This is a genomic window from Delftia sp. PX-1, assembly GCF_055797465.1.
In genome coordinates, this window is sequence record NZ_CP184763.1 from 2806155 (window position 1) to 2821665 (window position 15511).

The 15511-nt window shown below is 68.1% G+C and carries 17 protein-coding genes; 9 read left to right on the plus strand and 8 right to left on the minus strand.

All coding sequences use genetic code 11. From position 1 onward, the window contains the following. Positions 1-3: 3 nt before the first annotated feature. Positions 4-657 carry an endonuclease III gene (gene nth, locus ACN20X_RS13015; RefSeq protein WP_016445245.1) on the minus strand — a complete coding sequence of 218 codons (654 nt, stop codon included), beginning with the start codon at positions 655-657 and terminating at the stop codon, positions 4-6. 210 nt (positions 658-867) lie between these two features. Between nth and ACN20X_RS13020 the strand changes: the two genes are divergently transcribed. Continuing rightward, entirely contained in the window at positions 868-1938 is a 1071-nt protein-coding gene (locus ACN20X_RS13020; protein ID WP_016445246.1) for a PDDEXK nuclease domain-containing protein, read from the plus strand. Between the two features lie 62 nt (positions 1939-2000). Here the strand turns inward: ACN20X_RS13020 and ACN20X_RS13025 are convergent, their stop codons facing one another. Next, positions 2001-2909 (minus strand): LysR family transcriptional regulator, encoded by a 909-nt coding sequence (locus ACN20X_RS13025; protein ID WP_016445247.1) that lies wholly within the window; start codon positions 2907-2909, stop codon positions 2001-2003. A gap of 116 nt (positions 2910-3025) precedes the next feature. Here ACN20X_RS13025 and ACN20X_RS13030 point away from each other — a divergent pair, with 116 nt between their 5' ends. From ACN20X_RS13030 to ACN20X_RS13045, 4 genes are all read left to right on the plus strand, one after another. Next, positions 3026-4513, plus strand: a complete 1488-nt coding sequence (locus ACN20X_RS13030; protein WP_016445248.1) for an amidase — start codon at positions 3026-3028, stop codon at positions 4511-4513. 73 nt (positions 4514-4586) lie between these two features. Next, the gene (locus tag ACN20X_RS13035; RefSeq protein ID WP_473210671.1) at positions 4587-5573 is read left to right on the plus strand and encodes a Bug family tripartite tricarboxylate transporter substrate binding protein; all 987 of its coding nucleotides are present in this window, start codon (positions 4587-4589) and stop codon (positions 5571-5573) included. A gap of 179 nt (positions 5574-5752) precedes the next feature. After that, positions 5753-6949, plus strand: a complete 1197-nt coding sequence (locus ACN20X_RS13040) for an aminotransferase-like domain-containing protein (protein WP_016445250.1) — start codon at positions 5753-5755, stop codon at positions 6947-6949. Further along, positions 6946-7203 (plus strand): SlyX family protein, encoded by a 258-nt coding sequence (locus ACN20X_RS13045; RefSeq protein WP_034363106.1) that lies wholly within the window; start codon positions 6946-6948, stop codon positions 7201-7203. Before ACN20X_RS13040 ends, ACN20X_RS13045 begins: the two co-directional genes overlap by 4 nt. A gap of 52 nt (positions 7204-7255) precedes the next feature. Here ACN20X_RS13045 and ACN20X_RS13050 read toward each other — a convergent pair whose 3' ends face one another. From ACN20X_RS13050 to ACN20X_RS13060, 3 genes are all read right to left on the minus strand, one after another. Continuing rightward, positions 7256-7390 (minus strand): DUF3149 domain-containing protein, encoded by a 135-nt coding sequence (locus tag ACN20X_RS13050; protein WP_016445252.1) that lies wholly within the window; start codon positions 7388-7390, stop codon positions 7256-7258. A 208-nt stretch (positions 7391-7598) separates the two neighbouring features. Then, entirely contained in the window at positions 7599-9026 is a 1428-nt protein-coding gene (locus ACN20X_RS13055; protein WP_016453036.1) for a M20 family metallopeptidase, read from the minus strand. Continuing rightward, positions 9023-10051 carry a tripartite tricarboxylate transporter substrate binding protein BugE gene (locus ACN20X_RS13060; protein ID WP_016453035.1) on the minus strand — a complete coding sequence of 343 codons (1029 nt, stop codon included), beginning with the start codon at positions 10049-10051 and terminating at the stop codon, positions 9023-9025. Before ACN20X_RS13060 ends, ACN20X_RS13055 begins: the two co-directional genes overlap by 4 nt. A 189-nt stretch (positions 10052-10240) precedes the next feature. On the opposite strand from ACN20X_RS13060, the gene ACN20X_RS13065 reads away from it, so the two are divergent. Together ACN20X_RS13065 and ACN20X_RS13070 are read left to right on the plus strand one after the other, a co-directional pair. Continuing rightward, positions 10241-11230: a LysR family transcriptional regulator gene (locus ACN20X_RS13065; RefSeq protein ID WP_016453034.1), complete on the plus strand. Its 990-nt coding sequence runs from the start codon at positions 10241-10243 to the stop codon at positions 11228-11230. A gap of 109 nt (positions 11231-11339) precedes the next feature. Next, on the plus strand, positions 11340-11888 hold the full coding sequence (locus ACN20X_RS13070) for a DUF2721 domain-containing protein (protein ID WP_016445256.1): 549 nt from the start codon (positions 11340-11342) through the stop codon (positions 11886-11888). A 31-nt stretch (positions 11889-11919) separates the two neighbouring features. On the opposite strand, the gene ACN20X_RS13075 is transcribed toward ACN20X_RS13070, so the two are convergent. After that, positions 11920-12825 (minus strand): HTH-type transcriptional regulator ArgP, encoded by a 906-nt coding sequence (locus ACN20X_RS13075; RefSeq protein ID WP_017404434.1) that lies wholly within the window; start codon positions 12823-12825, stop codon positions 11920-11922. 71 nt (positions 12826-12896) lie between these two features. On the opposite strand from ACN20X_RS13075, the gene ACN20X_RS13080 reads away from it, so the two are divergent. Further along, the gene (locus ACN20X_RS13080) at positions 12897-13547 is read left to right on the plus strand and encodes a LysE/ArgO family amino acid transporter (RefSeq protein ID WP_016445258.1); all 651 of its coding nucleotides are present in this window, start codon (positions 12897-12899) and stop codon (positions 13545-13547) included. Between the two features lie 30 nt (positions 13548-13577). Here ACN20X_RS13080 and ACN20X_RS13085 read toward each other — a convergent pair whose 3' ends face one another. Then, a complete protein-coding gene (locus ACN20X_RS13085) occupies positions 13578-13886 on the minus strand; it encodes a hypothetical protein (protein WP_016445259.1) in 309 nt (102 codons plus the stop codon). A gap of 56 nt (positions 13887-13942) precedes the next feature. Then, positions 13943-14431, minus strand: a complete 489-nt coding sequence (locus ACN20X_RS13090) for an Lrp/AsnC family transcriptional regulator (RefSeq protein WP_016445260.1) — start codon at positions 14429-14431, stop codon at positions 13943-13945. Between the two features lie 97 nt (positions 14432-14528). On the opposite strand from ACN20X_RS13090, the gene ACN20X_RS13095 reads away from it, so the two are divergent. Continuing rightward, positions 14529-15431, plus strand: a complete 903-nt coding sequence (locus tag ACN20X_RS13095; RefSeq protein ID WP_473210672.1) for an EamA family transporter — start codon at positions 14529-14531, stop codon at positions 15429-15431. The last annotated feature ends 80 nt before the right edge of the window (positions 15432-15511 follow it).

Genomic DNA, 15511 nt, shown 5'->3' on the forward strand with positions numbered 1-15511 from the left:
AGCTCAGCGCTTGCCCGCAGCCGGCGCAGGCGTCTTGGGCGAGTAGTCGCAGTACGGCGCCACCACGCACTCCCAGCAGCGTGGCTTGCGGGCCTGGCAGACGTAGCGGCCCAGCAGGATGAGCCAGTGGTGCGAGTCCACGGCATAGGCCGGCGGCACGCGCTTCATGAGCTGCATTTCCACGGCCAGCGGCGTCTTGCCCGGCGCCAGGCCCGTGCGGTTGCCCACGCGGAAGATGTGCGTGTCCACGGCCATGGTGGGCTGGCCAAAGGCGACGTTCAGCACCACGTTGGCCGTCTTGCGGCCCACGCCGGGCAGGGCTTCCAGCTCCTCGCGCGTGCGCGGCACCTGGCCGCCGTGGCGCTCGACCAGGATCTGGCAGGTCTGCATCAGGTGTTTGGCCTTGCTGCGGTACAGGCCGATGGTCTTGATGTATCCCTCCAGCCCTTCAAGTCCCAGGTCCAGGATGGCCTGGGGCGTATTGGCCACGGGAAACAGCTTGCGCGTGGCCTTGTTCACGCCCACGTCCGTGGCCTGGGCCGAGAGCAGCACGGCAGACAGAAGCTCGAACACGTTGGTGTATTCCAGCTCGGTCTGGGGCGAGGGGTTGGCGGCCTTGAGTGTGGCGAAGAAGGGTTCGATGCTGGTGGTTTTCATTGTGGGAAGCGCGTGTCCATCGATGTGGCGAGCATTGTCGTGCAAGTGTGATTTCTAGGACTGTTCTGGTTTTTGATGTCTGCGAGGGCCAGATCGTCTGGTTATGCGGTTGCGGCGTTGACGTGCCGGGGCCGCATGGCAATAGTGGGCCGGATCGATTCCGCCGACACCACACATACAGACAACACGCCACCAGGAGGGGGCGACCGCATGGCCACTCGCAAGATATCCGTTTCTCCCGCGATCGCGGCGGCGCAGACCCTGCTGGGTGATGTCCGCGACCTGATCGAGGCCGCGCGGCTTCGGGTGGCTTCCACCATCAACAGCGAAATGACCCTGCTGTACTGGCATATCGGCCAGCACATCCATGACTGCGAATCCGAGGTGCGGCAGGCCGGCTGCAGCGACAAGGTCCTGCCCTCCCTGGCCGGGCATCTGGTCCAGGGCTATGGCGGCAGTTTCTCGGAAAAGAACCTGTGGCGCATGGTGCAGTTCTCCACCACCTTTCCTGATGAGCCCCTGGTCATCTCGCCCACGCGGCAGTTGAGCTGGGCGCATTTCATCGCGCTGATTCCGCTCAAGGACGCCCTGCAGCGCGAGTACTACGCCAGCATGGCGAGCATTGAGCGCTGGAGCGCCCGCACGCTGCGCAGCCGCATCGATTCCCGGCTGTACGAGCGCACCGTGCTGTCCTTCGATGCGGACACGCTGGTCGCGCAGGAGCCCACGCAGCGAGCCACCGAGCGCATGTCGCCAGCGCTGTTCATGCGAGACCCCTACATCCTCGACTTCCTGGGGCTGCACGATGCCTGGCAGGAGGGCGACCTGCAGGCGGCCGTCATCCGCGAGATGGAGGCCTTTTTCCTGAAGTCGGGCATGGGCTTCAGCCTGGTGGCGCGACAAAGGCACATGCAGATGGATGACCAGGATTTCCAGCTTGACCTGCTGTTCTACCACCGCAGGCTGCGGCGGCTGGTGGCGGTGGAGCTGAAGGTGGGCGAATTCGCGGCCGAGGACAAGGATCGGATGGAGCACTACCTGCGCTGGCTGGATCGGCATGAGCATGAGCCGGGCGAGGATGCGCCGCTGGGCATCATGCTGTGCTCGGGCAACAGCTCGGAGCAGATCGAGCTGCTGGAGCTGGGCCGCGGCGGCGTCCAGATGGCCGAGTATCTGCCCGGCCTGCCTGCTCGCCATGTGCTGGCCCAGCGGCTGCGGGAGGCCACGCGCCGGGCGCAGTGGCACTGGGCACAGTGCCACCTGGAAGTCGGGCAGGGCTGAGCACGGGCCCCGGCCTGCAGTCCATCCCTTCCGTCTTTCTCTGCTTTTTCTACTTCGTCTTCTTACCCGGGAGGCAGCAGCTCCCGCAGATGCTCCACGAAGGCCCGCACTCCCTTGGACAGCGTGCGGCCTGCCAGCGTCTGCAGCTCGATGGCGCGTGCATTCATGCCGCGTTCGCGTATGGGCACCGCATGCAGTTCGCCACGGCGCACACGCTCGCGCATGGTGACCTCACCACCCAATGACAGGCCGCCGCCATGCAGCACGAAGTGCACCAGGGTCTCGAACTGGCCGCTGACCAGGGCAGGCTCGAACACCAGGCGCCGGTGGCTGCAGGCAATGTCGAACAGCTGGCGCGCGGTGTTGGCGTCCTCGGGCAGGGCAATGGCATGGGGATGCATCTGGGCCAGGGTGATGCTGGCATGCCGGGCCAGTGCGTGGTCGGGCCGCATGATGGCGACCACGGGCGAGACCTGGCGGTGCCAGACCTCGATATCGCGTGCCGCCGCACGGCTGTAGGTCAGGCCGACATCGGCCTCGCCGCCCAGCACGGCCTGGGTCACGGCGGCAGGTGCTTCCACGCGCAGGTGGAACTGCATGCCCGGGTACTGTTCACGAAACAGCGCCATGGCGCGCGGCAGGAATTCGATGGCAAAGCCGCCCGAGCTGCACACGCGCACCACGCCCCGGCGCAGGCCCTGCAGGGCCTCGATATCCGAGACCACGCGGTCGGCCTCCAGCGCACCGCGGCGCGCGTGGGCGGCCAGCAGCTCGCCTGCCGGGCTGGGCGCCATGCCGCGCGGGCGGCGCTCGAACAGCGGCACGCCCAGCATCTCTTCCAGACCGGCGACCTGGCGGCTCACGGCCGAGGGCGAGACGTTGAGCCGCGCGGCGGCATCGCTGACCGAGCCGCTGCGCACCACTTCGAGAAAGTAGCGCAGGGCCGTGTCCTGAAGGCGGTTGGAAAGCATATGGCTCCCATTTATGGTTTGCGGAAAACGCAACGATAAGCCGAGAAAATGGCGATTGTCGAAATATTTGCGCCTGCTTATGCTGACTTCGTTCTGTCACAAAAACGAGGAAATCCATGGAGTCAAGCACAAGCGCCGCTGCGCTGCAGCCGGGTCTGGCAACCGGGGGTGGTGCCGTGGTGGAGATGTCGGCCGTCGCGCTGTCCAAGGCCATCCACGGCCGCGAGCTGTCCTGCCTGGAAGTGCTGGATGCCTACTGCGCGCAGATCGACCGGCTCAACCCCGTGGTCAATGCGCTGGTGGCTCCGCTGGACCGGGACTGGCTGCGCGGCCGCTCCCGCGAGCTGGATACGCTGCTGGCGCGCGGCCAGAGCCTGGGGCCGCTGCACGGCTTTCCGCAGGCGCCCAAGGACATCATGCCGGCCGCAGGCATGGTCACTACCAAGGGATCGCCGATCTTCGCGAACCAGCTGTCGCAGGCCGATTGCGTGGTGTTCGAGCGCATGCGCGCAGGCGGTGCGCTCTTCGTGGCACGCAGCAATTCGCCCGAGTTCGGCCTGGGCGGCCATACCTACAACCCGGTCTACGGGACCACGCGCAATGCCTTCGATCCTTCGCGATCGGCAGGCGGCAGCAGCGGCGGGGCGGGCGTGGCCGTGGCGCTGCGCATGCTGCCCGTGGCCGATGGCTCGGACATGATGGGCTCGCTGCGCACGCCGGCCGCCTTCAACCATGTCTATGGACTGCGCACCTCGGTGGGCTGCGTGCCGCATGGCCCCTCGGAAGAGGTGTTCTTCCAGCAGTTCAGCGTCGCCGGCCCCATGGCGCGCGACATCCCCGACCTGGCCCTGCTGCTGTCCGTGCAGGCAGGCTTTGATGCGCGCCTGCCGCTGACCCGCCGCAGCGAGCCGCCCCAGGACTGGACCGCGCAGCTGCAGCGCGACTGCAAGGGCCTGCGCATCGGCTGGCTGGGGGACCTGGGCGGGCACCTGCCCACCGAGCCTGGCCTGCTGCAGACCTGCCGGGCGGCGCTGCAGCATTTCACGGCCGCAGGCTGCACGGTGGAGGAGGCCGTGCCGCAGTTCGATTTCGAGCGGCTGTGGCGCGCCTGGATCGACCTGCGCAGCTTCAGCGTGGCCGGCGCCAACGCCGCCTTGTACAACGATCCGGCCAAACGCGCCCTGCTCAAGCCCGAGGCCGTCTGGGAAATCGAGCGCGGTCTGGCGCTGCCGGCCATGGCCGTCTATGACGCGGCGCGCGTGCGCTCGGCCTGGTATGAAACATTGCGCCGCCTGTTCGACAGCTACGACTTTCTGGTGCTGCCCTCCGCCCAGGTCTTTCCCTTCGACGCAGCGCTGGACTGGCCTCACGCCGTGGACGGCCGCGAGATGGACACCTACCACCGCTGGATGCAGACCGTGGTGCCTGCCACCATGGCCGGCCTTCCGGCACTGGCCGCGCCTGCGGGCTTCGGGCCGCAGGGCTTGCCTGCCGGGCTGCAGATCATCGGCCCGGCGCAGGCCGACCTGGCCGTGCTGCAGATCGGCCATGCCTATGACCAGGCCAGCGGCTTGTCGCGCGTGCGCAGCCCGCTGCTCGACTGAAGACTGACGACTGAATTGCCGCATTGAGCTGTTCCCAGGTTCCCGTTCCCTCGTTCCCCAGGAGATCCGTGCCATGGCCTTGTCCCGTTCCCGTTTTCTGTCGTGCCTGATGGCCGGCGCCGCTGCGCTTGCCTTGCCCTTGGCGCATGCCCAGGCCCAGTCCTACCCGGATCGCCCGATCAAGCTGGTCGTGCCCTTTGCGCCCGGCGGCGCCACCGACATCCTGGGCCGCCTGCTGGCCACATCGCTGGGAGAGCGCCTGGGCCAGCCCGTGGTGGTGGAAAACCGTCCCGGCGCGGGCACCGTGGTGGCGGGCGCGCTGGTGGCCAAGGCGCCGCCCGATGGCTACACGCTGCTGCTGGGCGCCAGCACCACGCTGACGCTGAACCCCGTGATCCGCAACCCGCTGCCCTACGATCCGCTGCGCAGCTTCACGCCGCTGGGCCTGGTGGCCGACATGGGGCTGGTGCTGGTGGCGCACAACGAAACGCCTGCACGCACCCTGCCTGAACTCGTGGCCCTGGCCAAGGCCGATCCGGACAAGCTGTCCTACGGCTCCTTCGGCACGGGGTCGTCGGTGCACTTCGGTGGCGAAATGCTCAAGACCGCCACGGGCATGCGCATGGTGCACGTGCCCTTCAACGGCAGCTCGCCCAGCCTGACCGCGCTGATGGGCGGCCAGGTGCAGGTGGCCGTGGACACGGTGGTGGCCACCACGCCGCTGATCAAGGCCGGCAAGATCCGTCCCATCGCAGCCCTGGGCCCGCAGCGCCTGGCCCTGCTGCCCCAGGTGCCCACCGTGGCCGAAAGCGGCTACCCCGGCTTTGCCATGGACACCTGGTTTGCCTTCCTCGCCCCGGCCGGCCTGCTCGCTCCCATCCAGAAGAAGCTGGAAAAGGCGCTGGCTGACACCATGGCCGAGCCGGCCATGAAGAAGAAGCTGGTGGACATCGGCCTGTCGCCCGCATGGGGTCCGGGCAGCGCGCTGCAGGAGCGCATCGAGCGCGAACTGCCGCAGATGCGCGCCGTGGCCGCCAGGGCCGACATCAAGGTGGATTGAACGCAGCTGCCTTCCGGGAGAGAGGGGGCAGAGATGGCGTCGTCCCCCTTGGGGGGCGCCGTGCAACGGGAAGGCGCGAAGCGACTCAGGGGACTTCTAATCGTGCAGGAAAGCTGCGGCAGGATTGGCGACAATGCAGGCTTCGCCTTTTCATCGCATCGACAACGAGAATCCTGCCCATGCAATTCGCCGACCGTCTGAACAACGTAGAAACCTCCGCCATCCGCGAGCTGTTCAAGCTGCTGGGCAAGCCCGGCATCATCAGCTTCGCGGGTGGTTTTCCGGACAGCGCCATGTTCGACGTGGCCGGCATCAGCGCCGCCTCCCAGGCAGCGCTGCAGCAGGAGCCGGGCGCCGCGCTGCAGTACGGCGCCACCGAGGGCTACCAGCCGCTGCGCGAGCAGATCGCCGCTTTCATGGCCGGCAAGGGCGTGCGTGAGCTGGCCCCCGAGCAACTGGTGGTCACCACGGGCAGCCAGCAGGCGCTGGACCTGCTGGGCAAGACCATGATCAACCCCGGCGACAAGGTCATCGTGGAAGGCCCGACCTTCCTGGCCACCATCCAGTGCTTTCGCCTGTACGGCGCGCAAGTCATCAGCGCGCCCATCGATGCCGAAGGCGCCCAGGTCGATGCGCTGGAAAAGCTCATTGCCGAGCACCGCCCCAAGCTGGTCTACCTGATCCCCACCTTCGGCAATCCCAGCGGCGCCATGCTGAGCCTGGAGCGCCGCAAGAAGGTGCTGGAGCTGGCCGTCAAGTACCAGACCCTGGTGGTGGAAGACGATCCCTACGGCGACCTGTATTTTGGCGAGGCGCCACCTCCCAGCCTGCTGGCCCTGTCCAGCCAGGTGCCCGGCAGCCGCGACTGGCTGGCCCATTGCGGCTCGCTGAGCAAGGTGCTCAGCCCCGGCCTGCGCATCGGCTGGCTGGTGGCCCCGCCCGAGCTGCTGGCCCGCGCCGTGATGTGCAAGCAGTTCAGCGACGCCCACACCAGCACCTTTGCCCAGGCCACGGCCGCGCAGTACCTGAAGTCCGGCGCCATGCCCGCCACGCTGGCCCATGTGCGCGAGGTCTATGCGCGCCGCGCCAAGGCCATGGGCGATGCGTTGCGCGAGCACCTCGGCGATGCCGTGGAATTCCTGCAGCCCCAGGGCGGCCTGTTCCTGTGGGTGCGCCTGACCGGCAAGGGCGGCGCGCTGGCCGATGCCGGCGAGCTGGCCAAGCGGGCCATCGCCCAGGGCGTGGCCTTTGTGCCGGGCGCGCCGTTCTTCGCGCAAAACCCCGATGCCACCAGCTTCCGCCTCTCGTTCGCCACGGCCGACGAGGACAAGATCCGCGAAGGCATCGCCCGCCTGGCCCAGGCGCTCAAGGCGTGAGCGTGGCTGGGGACAACGAGCGCAGGGGCGAACGCGACGAGGCCCAGGCCCTGCAGGCGCGCGTGATGGAGCTGGAGATCAAGGCCAGCTACACCGACGACCTGCTGGAGCAGCTGAACCTGACCATCTACCGCCAGCAGCAGCAGATCGACCGGCTCCTGGACGAGCTGCGCGACCTGCGCCGACGGGTGCCGGAGGGCGGGCCTGCTGGCGGTGCGACCCATCTGCGCGACGAGCTGCCCCCGCACTATTGAGTGCGCAGGGCTGCATGCGAATGCCCAGGCCAGGCCCTGCCTGGGCATCTTTTCATTCAAGCGGCTTGTTGGCCACGTGCTTCATCTTGCCCAGGAACAGGCGCAGGAAAAAGCCCGCCATGATCAGGATGAAGACGATGACGCCCAGGCTCATCAGCCCGTAGTCGGTGGAAAAGAGATCGATCATCAGCTTCACAAGTCCTCCTGTGGTTTGTAGGTATCGGTGGGGTCCCGATCCGACTATCGCCGTGGCATGGCGTGGAGGGCTTGTGATGGGTCAACGCGGCGGCGGGGCGGGTTTGCGGCAGCGCAAAGGGGCAAGCCCCTGCAAGCCCCTGCAAGCCCGGGAACTGGGCATGGGGTAGGAGTCGATCATCCAGGGCGAGCCAAGCCCATCACCCCCGCATGAACGGCAGGGGCACCTCCGCAGGAATCGGGCAGGCATAGGGCCTGCCGCCGCGGCGCTCGAGCAGCTCCGCCTTGGCCTCGGCCATGCGCTCGGGCCGCTGCAGCAGGGCGATGGCGGTGGCGGCCATCACCTGGGCGGCGCGCACCATGCCGGCGTGGGCCAGGCCGGACTGGCCCTGCGAGACCATCTGCCAGGAATGCAGCGGCGTGCCGAAGGCGTAGCAGGCCACCCAGGCCTGGACGGTGGGCGTGATCCAGCTCACATCGGCCACGTCGGTGGAGCCGAACAGGGTACCCTCCACAGCGGGATCGTAGGGCGCCAGGCCCTCGAACACGGCCGGCACCTTGCCGCGCAGCACGCTGGCCAGCGGGCGGCTGACCTGGTCTACGTCATTGCTGTCCAGCGTAGCCTGGAAGTCTCCGGCCAGGCTGTGCAGTCCGGGGTCCACGCGCAGCGGGCCCAGGGCCTGCATCTGTTCGTACATGACCTGGTTCAGCGTGCGGTTCTGCAGCAGGTTGGAGCAGGCCTTGTCGAAGACGATCTCCAGCCGGCAATCCGTCATCAGCGCTGCGCCGCGCGCCACGTTCTGCACGCGCTCGTACAGTGCGGCCGCCTCGTGGTTGCGTGCGGCCCGCACCAGGTACAGCACCTCGGCGCGCGCCTGCACCACGTTGGGCGACAGGCCGCCCGAGTCGGTGATGGCGTAGTGCACGCGCGCATCGGTGGGCATGTGCTCGCGCAGGTAGTTCACGCCCACGTTCATCAGCTCCACGGCGTCGAGCGCGCTGCGGCCCAGGTGGGGGGAGTGCGCGGCATGCGAGGCCTTGCCGTGGAAGACGAACTTCGCCTGGATATTGGCCAGCGTGCTCTGGCTGAACACGCCGGAGAAGCTGGCCGGGTGCCAGGTCAGCGCCGTGTCCACATCGTCGAAGACCCCGGCGCGCGCCATGAAGGTCTTGCCCGATCCGCCTTCTTCGGCCGGGCAGCCGTAGTAGCGCACGCGCGCCTTGGCGCCGCTGCGGCGCAGGTGCTCCTGCAGCGCGATGGCCGCGAAATGCGCCGAGGTGCCCAGCAGGTGGTGGCCGCAGCCGTGGCCGGCCAGGCCCGGGCTGTCGGTGGACGGCGTGCAGACCAGGGCGCCGCTTTGCTGGTTCAGGCCCGACAGTGCGTCGTACTCGCCCAGGAACGCCAGCACCGGGCCCTCGTCGCCCCATTCGGCCAGAAAGGCGGTGGGAATGCCGGCCAGGGCGCGTGTGATGCGAAACCCGGCCTGCTCCAGCGCATCGATGTGCAGCTGGGCCGAAGCCGTCTCGGCATAGCGCAGCTCGGCCAGCGACCAGATGCTGTCGGCCAGGGCCGCCATGCGCGCGGACTGCTGCTGGAAGAAATCCTGGAGATGATCGACCGCGCTCATTCCGGCTTCACTCCTGCCTTGTCCAGCAGCGCCTTGTTGCGCTGCAGTTCGCTGGCGATCTGGGCAGGGAAGCGGCCCTGGTCCATCTCGGTGACCGATGCGCCCAGCAGCTTCAGGTGCTTTTGCACCTCGGGCAGGCGCACGGCCTTCGTGGACGCTTCCTGCAACTGCTGGACGATGGCGGGCGGCGTGCCGGCCGGCACGACCAGGCCGAACCAGCTGATGCCCAGCTCGTTGAGCTGCGCATAGCCCAGCTCCTTGAAGGTGGGTACATCGGGCAGATCGGGCGAGCGGCTGTCGCCCGACAGTGCCACGGGGATGAGCTTGCCGCCCTTGATCTGGGGCATGGCCGAAGGCAACTGATCGGTCATCACCTGCACCATGCCCGCCAGGGCGTCGTTGAGCGCCGGGCCGTTGCCGCGATAGGGCACGATCTGGATCTGGGTCTTCATGGTCTCGTTGAAGGACGCCACCATCAGATGGCCCAGCGTGCCCAGGCCCGGCACGCCCGCACTGTAGGCGCCGGGCTGGGCGCGCAGCCTGGCCAGGAACCCCGCGAAATCCTTGACGCCCATCTTGGGATGGACCATGTAGACCGATGGCATGGTCACCAGGTTGGCCACGGGCAGGAGCCTGCCTTCCAGCCTGGCGGCGCGCGTATACAGCGAGGGGTTGATGGTGGCCGTGCTCACCGTGGCCATGCCGATGGTGTATCCGTCTGGCGCCGCCTGGGCAATGCTTTCGGTACCGATCAGGCCACCCGCGCCGGCTTTGTTGTCCACCACCACGGGCTGGCCTAGCGTGCTGCGCAGGCCTTCGGCGATCACGCGCGCGACGATGTCGGTGGAGCCGCCGGCCGCAAAGGGCACGATGAGCTTGACGGGCTTGCTCGGATAGGCGTCGGCTGCATGGGCCGTGCGGGCCAGGGTGAGGCCGCACAGCGCGGCGCAAAGGCCCGCGCCCAGGGAAAGCAGGGTGCGGCGCGGCAGGTGAGAGAGAGGCTGTAAGAGGGGCTTGGCTTGCATGGCATGGACTCCATCGACGGGGAGGGAGCCGCAGCCTGGGCCGTGCCGGCTCCCGATGCAGGCGACTATAGAAATCCTGCCGCCCGCGTGGGCCACGGTATTTGTGCCAAGCTATAAGCCGTTCCGATAGCTTGCCCTTTGCCGCCTGTGGCGCGCCAGGGCCTGCCTGGGGAAAACACCAAGATTCCCATGAGCCACGATTTTGACGACCGCGAAGGCCTGGACGATGCGGCCACGCCCCAGGGCCGGCTGCTGTTCTCGCGCCTGACCAAGCATGTGCGCCTGCGCCAGCTGCAGCTGCTGGTGGCGCTGCAGCAATGCGGCTCGGTGGTGCAGGCCGCCGCCACGCTGCACATGAGCCAGTCGGCAGCCACCCAGGCGCTGGCCGAGATGGAGCGCGTGCTGGACATCCGCCTGTTCGAGCGCCATGCGCGCGGCATACGCCCCACGCTGGCCGGCCAGACCCTGGTGGACACGGTGCGCGGCGTGCTGGCCGCGCTGGAGGAGGTGGCGGAATCGCTGGCCGCCATTCGCCGGGGCGCCGCGGCCGCGCTGCGCCTGGGCGCCATTCCGGCGGCGGCCCTGGCCATTCTTTCGCCCCTGCTGGCGCGGTTCTATGCCGAGCATCCCGAGGTGCATGTCGATGTGCACGAAGACGCCAGCACCCGGCTGCTGTCCCAGCTGCTGGGTGGCGGGCTGGACGCGGTGTTCTGCCGCGAGCCGGCGCTGCTGCCCGGCCCCTTCGTCTTCGAGCCGCTGCTGGCCGACACGGCCGTGGTGGTGGCCGCACGCTCGCATGCACTGGCCGGGCGCCGTGGCGTGCCGCTGCAGGCCTTGACCGGCGCGCGCTGGGTGCTGCCCACGGCCAACATCGCCGTGCGCGGGATTTTCGAGGCCGAGGTGCTCCAGGCGCTGCCCGATGCGCCCTGGTTTCCCGTCTCCACCGTTTCCCTGCCGATACTGGAAGGCCTGTTGAGCCAGCCCGGCGCCGTGGCCCTGGTGCCGTTGAGCATCGCGCCGGGCCTGCAGACCCATGCGCGCGTGTGCCGGCTCGACGTGCAGCTGACGGGCCGGCTGGCGCCGCTGGGCGTGGTCCGCCGCCGCGACCGGGCGCCCGCCCTGCTGGACCAGATGCTTTCGCTGTGCGCGCAGGTTCTGCCGGCACCCCCGGCGCGCTGAAAGCGGGCGACATGGCTTCTTGCGGCCCCCGGTTGCGGCCACAATACTGTCCGCGCGAAAACACGGCAGCACGGCCGGACCAGACAACAGAAAGCACGCAGAGGACCGCATGATCAATTGGTCGCTAGACGCCGATACCGTCACCCACAGCATCCAGCTGGCGCTGGCGCCGGTGTTCTTCCTGACGGCCGTGGCCGGCATGATAGGCGCCGTGGCCGGGCGGCTGGCCCGCATCATCGACCGCGCGCGCAAGCTGGAGGAACTGCTGCGCACGCCGCAGGAGGAGGAATTCATCGCGCGCAGCCTGACCGAGCTGCACTTTCTGCGCAAGCGCGGCCGGCTGGCCAATGTCTGCATAGGGCTGCTGACCGTGTGCGGCTTTTGCATCGGCCTGACCATTGCCCTGCTGTTCCTGGGCGAGGCCTACGGCATCAACGGCCATGGCTATGCGGTGCTGGGCTTTCTGTTCGGCGTGCTGATGTTTCTCTCGGCCCTGGCCTGCTTTCTCTGGGAAACCATCATGGCCACCAGCCTGCTGGACTTCCACACCCTGACCCGCGTGCGCGCGGCCGTGCGCACCATACAGCGGCCGGAACGCAACGACCAGGCCCAGGCTGAGCCGTCCACCCCGGCAGACGACACCGGCCGCCAGCCCTGAGCCGGGCGCGGACGGCGCCGCCGTCGCCCCCTCACTCCATCGGGTCAAGACAGGCGGCTGCCGCCTGGATCACGCAGTCCGTCAGCCGCTGCAGGCTGGCCTGCGCATTGCGCGCATGGGCCCAGTACATGGGAATGTCCAGATCGTTGCCGGGCAGCAGCTCCACCAGGCTGCCTTCGGCCAGTTGCGCGCCGATCATCAGCGGCGGGTGCATGCCCCAGCCCATGCCCAGCTCGCAGGCCCGCGTATAGCCCTGGTTGGACGGCAGAAAGTGGCGCGGCGTGCTGCGCCGGCCTTCCGCGCCCAGGCGCTGCAGCCACTGGTCCTGCAGGCTGTCCTTGCGGCCGTAGCTCATCATGGGCGTGCGTGCCATGGCCTCGGGCGTGATGCCGTCCTTCAGGTAGCGGCGGATGAAATCGGGACTGGCGGCCGCCACGTAGCGCATGCGTCCCAGCGGCCAGGTGTTGCAGCCCGGAATGGCCGAGGACGTGGCCGTGACGGCGGCCAGCACCTCGCCCTCGCGGATGCGCTTGGCCGTGTGGTCCTGGTCGTCGATGCTGATGTCCAGCAGCTCGTTGCCGTCGCGCGTGAAGGCGGACATGGCGTCCATGAACCAGGTGGACAGCGAGTCGGCATTGACGGCCAGCTTGAGCGTGGGCAGGGCCGTCTGGCCCTCGGGCACCAGTTCGGGGTTCTTGCGGCGCAGGTCGTTTTCCAGCAGGGCGACCTGCTCCACATGCAGGCACAGGCGGCGGCCTGCCTCCGTGCCTGAACAGGGCTGGCCGCGCAGCACCAGCACCTGGCCCACGCGCTCTTCCAGCAGCTTGATGCGCTGGGAGACGGCCGAGGGCGTGACGTGCAGCTTGCGCGCCGCGCGTTCGAAGCTGCCTTCGCGCACCACGGCTGCCAGGGCTTCGAGTCCGGCGTAGTCGAGCATTTAGATATTCTTCATTTGATTGAGTAAATGTAATTTTACTTAACCATTTGCGAGCCAGACAATCCCTGCCCATGTGGACTGCAAATGTTTCTTCTTCCTGGCTGGCGGGCTTCACGGTCTGCCTGTCGCTCATCGTCTCCATCGGAGCCCAGAACCTGTATGTGCTGCGCCAGGCCGTGCACGGCCAGCATGTACGCGCCTGCGTGGCATGGTGCGTGGTCAGCGACGTGGTGCTCATCGGCCTGGGCGTGGCGGGCATGGCCCGGCTGCTGGGCGACAACCCCGATCTGGCCCGCTACCTGACCCTGGGCGGCGCCCTGTTCCTGCTGGCCTACGGCCTGATGGCGCTGTGGCGCATGGCCATGGCGCCCGATGCGCAGCTGGCCGCCTCGGGCGGGCAGCTGGCGCCGCGCGGCCTGCTGGGCGTGGTCTCCACGCTGGCCGTTATCACCTTGTTCAACCCCCATGTCTATCTGGACACGGTGCTGCTGATGGGCTCCATCGGCGCGCGCCAGGAAGGCGCGCTCAAATGGGTGTATGTGATTGGCGCCGCTTCGGCCAGCCTGTCATGGTTCGTGCTGCTGGCCTTTGCAGGCCGCCGCCTCAGGCGCCTGTTCGAGAAGCCGCGTGCCTGGCGGATTCTCGATGGCCTGACGGGCGTGATGATGCTGGCGCTGGCCTGGTGGGTGGCCGGCAGCGTCTGGGCGCCGGCCGGGGCCTGAGCCGGCCTGAGCCGGCCAGAGGCGGCAGGCTCAGCCCGCCGCCTGCTCCGGCTCCGGTGCCCAGGTGCCCACGGCCTCGATGAGGTTCCAGCTGTTGCACTCGATGCAGTAGTGGCCGGTGGTGCCGGTCTTCTGGCTCTCGGCCTCGATCACCACGCGGTGACCATGGCGCTGGGCCGGCGACAGCGGACGGATCTTGTCGTACTTGAACTGCTCTGCCAGATCGCCGCGAAAGGCGATGGTGATGCGGTCGCGCTTGGGGAAATAGTCGTTCTCGTACTTGTCGAGGGTGCGGATGGCCACCAGATTGGCCATGCTGTCCGGATGCGGTGCGCTCATTGAAGTCTCCCTGCCTGTGATGGCGTTCTATGTTCAAAACGATCTGATGACGGTGGTCAGGCATCCGTGGCTTGCGGCTGCAGCGGTAGCTGCAGCCCGGTCTTGACGCGTTCCAGCGCTATCGAGGTGGTGTAGCGCCGGATGTTGTCGTCCCCCGCAAACAGCCGAGCCGCCAGCGCCTGGTACTCCTCCATATCGGCAGCCGTGACGATCAATGAATAGTCGGCTTCACCGGTCACGTAATAACACTGCTGTACCGCGTCCTCCCGATCCACGCGTGCGCGAAAGGCCTGCGACAGATCGGGGCGCTCGTTGACCAGCTGCACGTTGATGAGCACGGTCAGCGGCCGGCCTATGCGCGCCGGATCGACCACGGCCACGTTGGCCGCGATCACGCCCAGCTCCTGCAGCCGCTTGATGCGCCGCTGCACGGCCGGCGCGGAAAGGTGCACACGCTCGGCGATGAGGCGCTGTGGCGTGAGGTTGTCGCGCTGCATCACGTCGAGAATGGCGCGGTCGAAGGAGTCCAGGGCGATGGCGGGCATGGGCGGCTGGCGGCGAGAAGAGGAAAAGAGCGAATATTGCGTGAAGCGGCTCAAAAACGAGCTGTTTGCGCGGTGCGCTTGCAATATCGTACGCGCCATGACAACAAACATCACATGGAACCGCGCCTGGCCGCTGCTGGCCGTGCTGGGCTCGGTGACGGCGCTGGGCGTGGGAACGTCACTGGCCAAGCAGCTTTTTCCGGTGCTGGGTGCCCAAGGCACCTCGGCATTGCGCGTGGGCTTTGCCGCGCTGATCCTGGTGGCCATCTGGCGGCCCTGGCGCTGGACGCTGGCGCGGCCTCAGGCCTGGGCGCTGCTGCGTTTCGGCGTGGCGCTGGGCGCCATGAACCTGCTGTTCTACATGGCGCTGCGCACCATTCCCTTCGGCCTGGCCGTGGCCATCGAGTTCTCGGGGCCGCTGGCCGTGGCCATCTACCACTCGCGCCGGCCCGTGGATTTTGTCTGGCTGGCGCTGGCGGTGGCGGGGCTGGCCCTGATCCTGCCCATAGGCGGTGCCAGCGCCGGCGCCCTGGTGCTGGAGCCCGTGGGCATTGCCTGCGCCGTGGGCGCCGCCATCTGCTGGGCGCTGTACATCCTGCTGGGCCAGCGGTTGGGCAGCATTCCCAGCGGCCAGGCCGTGTCGCTGGGCCTGGTGTTCGCCGCCATGGTGGTGGTGCCCTTTGGCGTGGCCGAGGCGGGGGCCAAGCTGCTGCAGCCATCCATACTTCTTTTCGGGTTGATGGTTGCGGCCATCTCCAGCGCCTTGCCCTACACGCTGGAGATGATGGCGCTGCGCCGCCTGCCGCCCGCCACCTTCGGCATCGCGCTGGCAACGGAGCCCGCGATAGCCGCCCTCATGGGCATGCTGCTGCTGCATGAGCAACTGGTGGGAACGCAGTGGCTGGCCATTGCCTGCATCATGGGCGCGGCCATAGGCAGCGCCATCACGCGGCCGGCTGCTGCGGCCAAGGCGCCGGCGGAGGTGGCCTCCGCAGGCTGAGGCAAGGAATGCCAGCCACAAAAAAAGCGCTGCCCCGGCAGCGCTTTTTTTTTCGCAACGGTCGCAGCCGGCAAGGCTGC

What these genes read in the sequence shown, in the direction of transcription:
- nth (WP_016445245.1), bottom strand. Translation starts at nt 657, where the DNA reads ATGAAAACCACCAGCATCGAACCCTTCTTCGCCACACTCAAGGCCGCC.
- ACN20X_RS13020 (WP_016445246.1), top strand. Translation starts at nt 868, where the DNA reads ATGGCCACTCGCAAGATATCCGTTTCTCCCGCGATCGCGGCGGCGCAG.
- ACN20X_RS13025 (WP_016445247.1), bottom strand. Translation starts at nt 2,909, where the DNA reads ATGCTTTCCAACCGCCTTCAGGACACGGCCCTGCGCTACTTTCTCGAA.
- ACN20X_RS13030 (WP_016445248.1), top strand. Translation starts at nt 3,026, where the DNA reads ATGGAGTCAAGCACAAGCGCCGCTGCGCTGCAGCCGGGTCTGGCAACC.
- ACN20X_RS13035 (WP_473210671.1), top strand. Translation starts at nt 4,587, where the DNA reads ATGGCCTTGTCCCGTTCCCGTTTTCTGTCGTGCCTGATGGCCGGCGCC.
- ACN20X_RS13040 (WP_016445250.1), top strand. Translation starts at nt 5,753, where the DNA reads ATGCAATTCGCCGACCGTCTGAACAACGTAGAAACCTCCGCCATCCGC.
- ACN20X_RS13050 (WP_016445252.1), bottom strand. Translation starts at nt 7,390, where the DNA reads ATGATCGATCTCTTTTCCACCGACTACGGGCTGATGAGCCTGGGCGTC.
- ACN20X_RS13055 (WP_016453036.1), bottom strand. Translation starts at nt 9,026, where the DNA reads ATGAGCGCGGTCGATCATCTCCAGGATTTCTTCCAGCAGCAGTCCGCG.
- ACN20X_RS13060 (WP_016453035.1), bottom strand. Translation starts at nt 10,051, where the DNA reads ATGCAAGCCAAGCCCCTCTTACAGCCTCTCTCTCACCTGCCGCGCCGC.
- ACN20X_RS13065 (WP_016453034.1), top strand. Translation starts at nt 10,241, where the DNA reads ATGAGCCACGATTTTGACGACCGCGAAGGCCTGGACGATGCGGCCACG.
- ACN20X_RS13070 (WP_016445256.1), top strand. Translation starts at nt 11,340, where the DNA reads ATGATCAATTGGTCGCTAGACGCCGATACCGTCACCCACAGCATCCAG.
- ACN20X_RS13075 (WP_017404434.1), bottom strand. Translation starts at nt 12,825, where the DNA reads ATGCTCGACTACGCCGGACTCGAAGCCCTGGCAGCCGTGGTGCGCGAA.
- ACN20X_RS13080 (WP_016445258.1), top strand. Translation starts at nt 12,897, where the DNA reads ATGTGGACTGCAAATGTTTCTTCTTCCTGGCTGGCGGGCTTCACGGTC.
- ACN20X_RS13085 (WP_016445259.1), bottom strand. Translation starts at nt 13,886, where the DNA reads ATGAGCGCACCGCATCCGGACAGCATGGCCAATCTGGTGGCCATCCGC.
- ACN20X_RS13090 (WP_016445260.1), bottom strand. Translation starts at nt 14,431, where the DNA reads ATGCCCGCCATCGCCCTGGACTCCTTCGACCGCGCCATTCTCGACGTG.
- ACN20X_RS13095 (WP_473210672.1), top strand. Translation starts at nt 14,529, where the DNA reads ATGACAACAAACATCACATGGAACCGCGCCTGGCCGCTGCTGGCCGTG.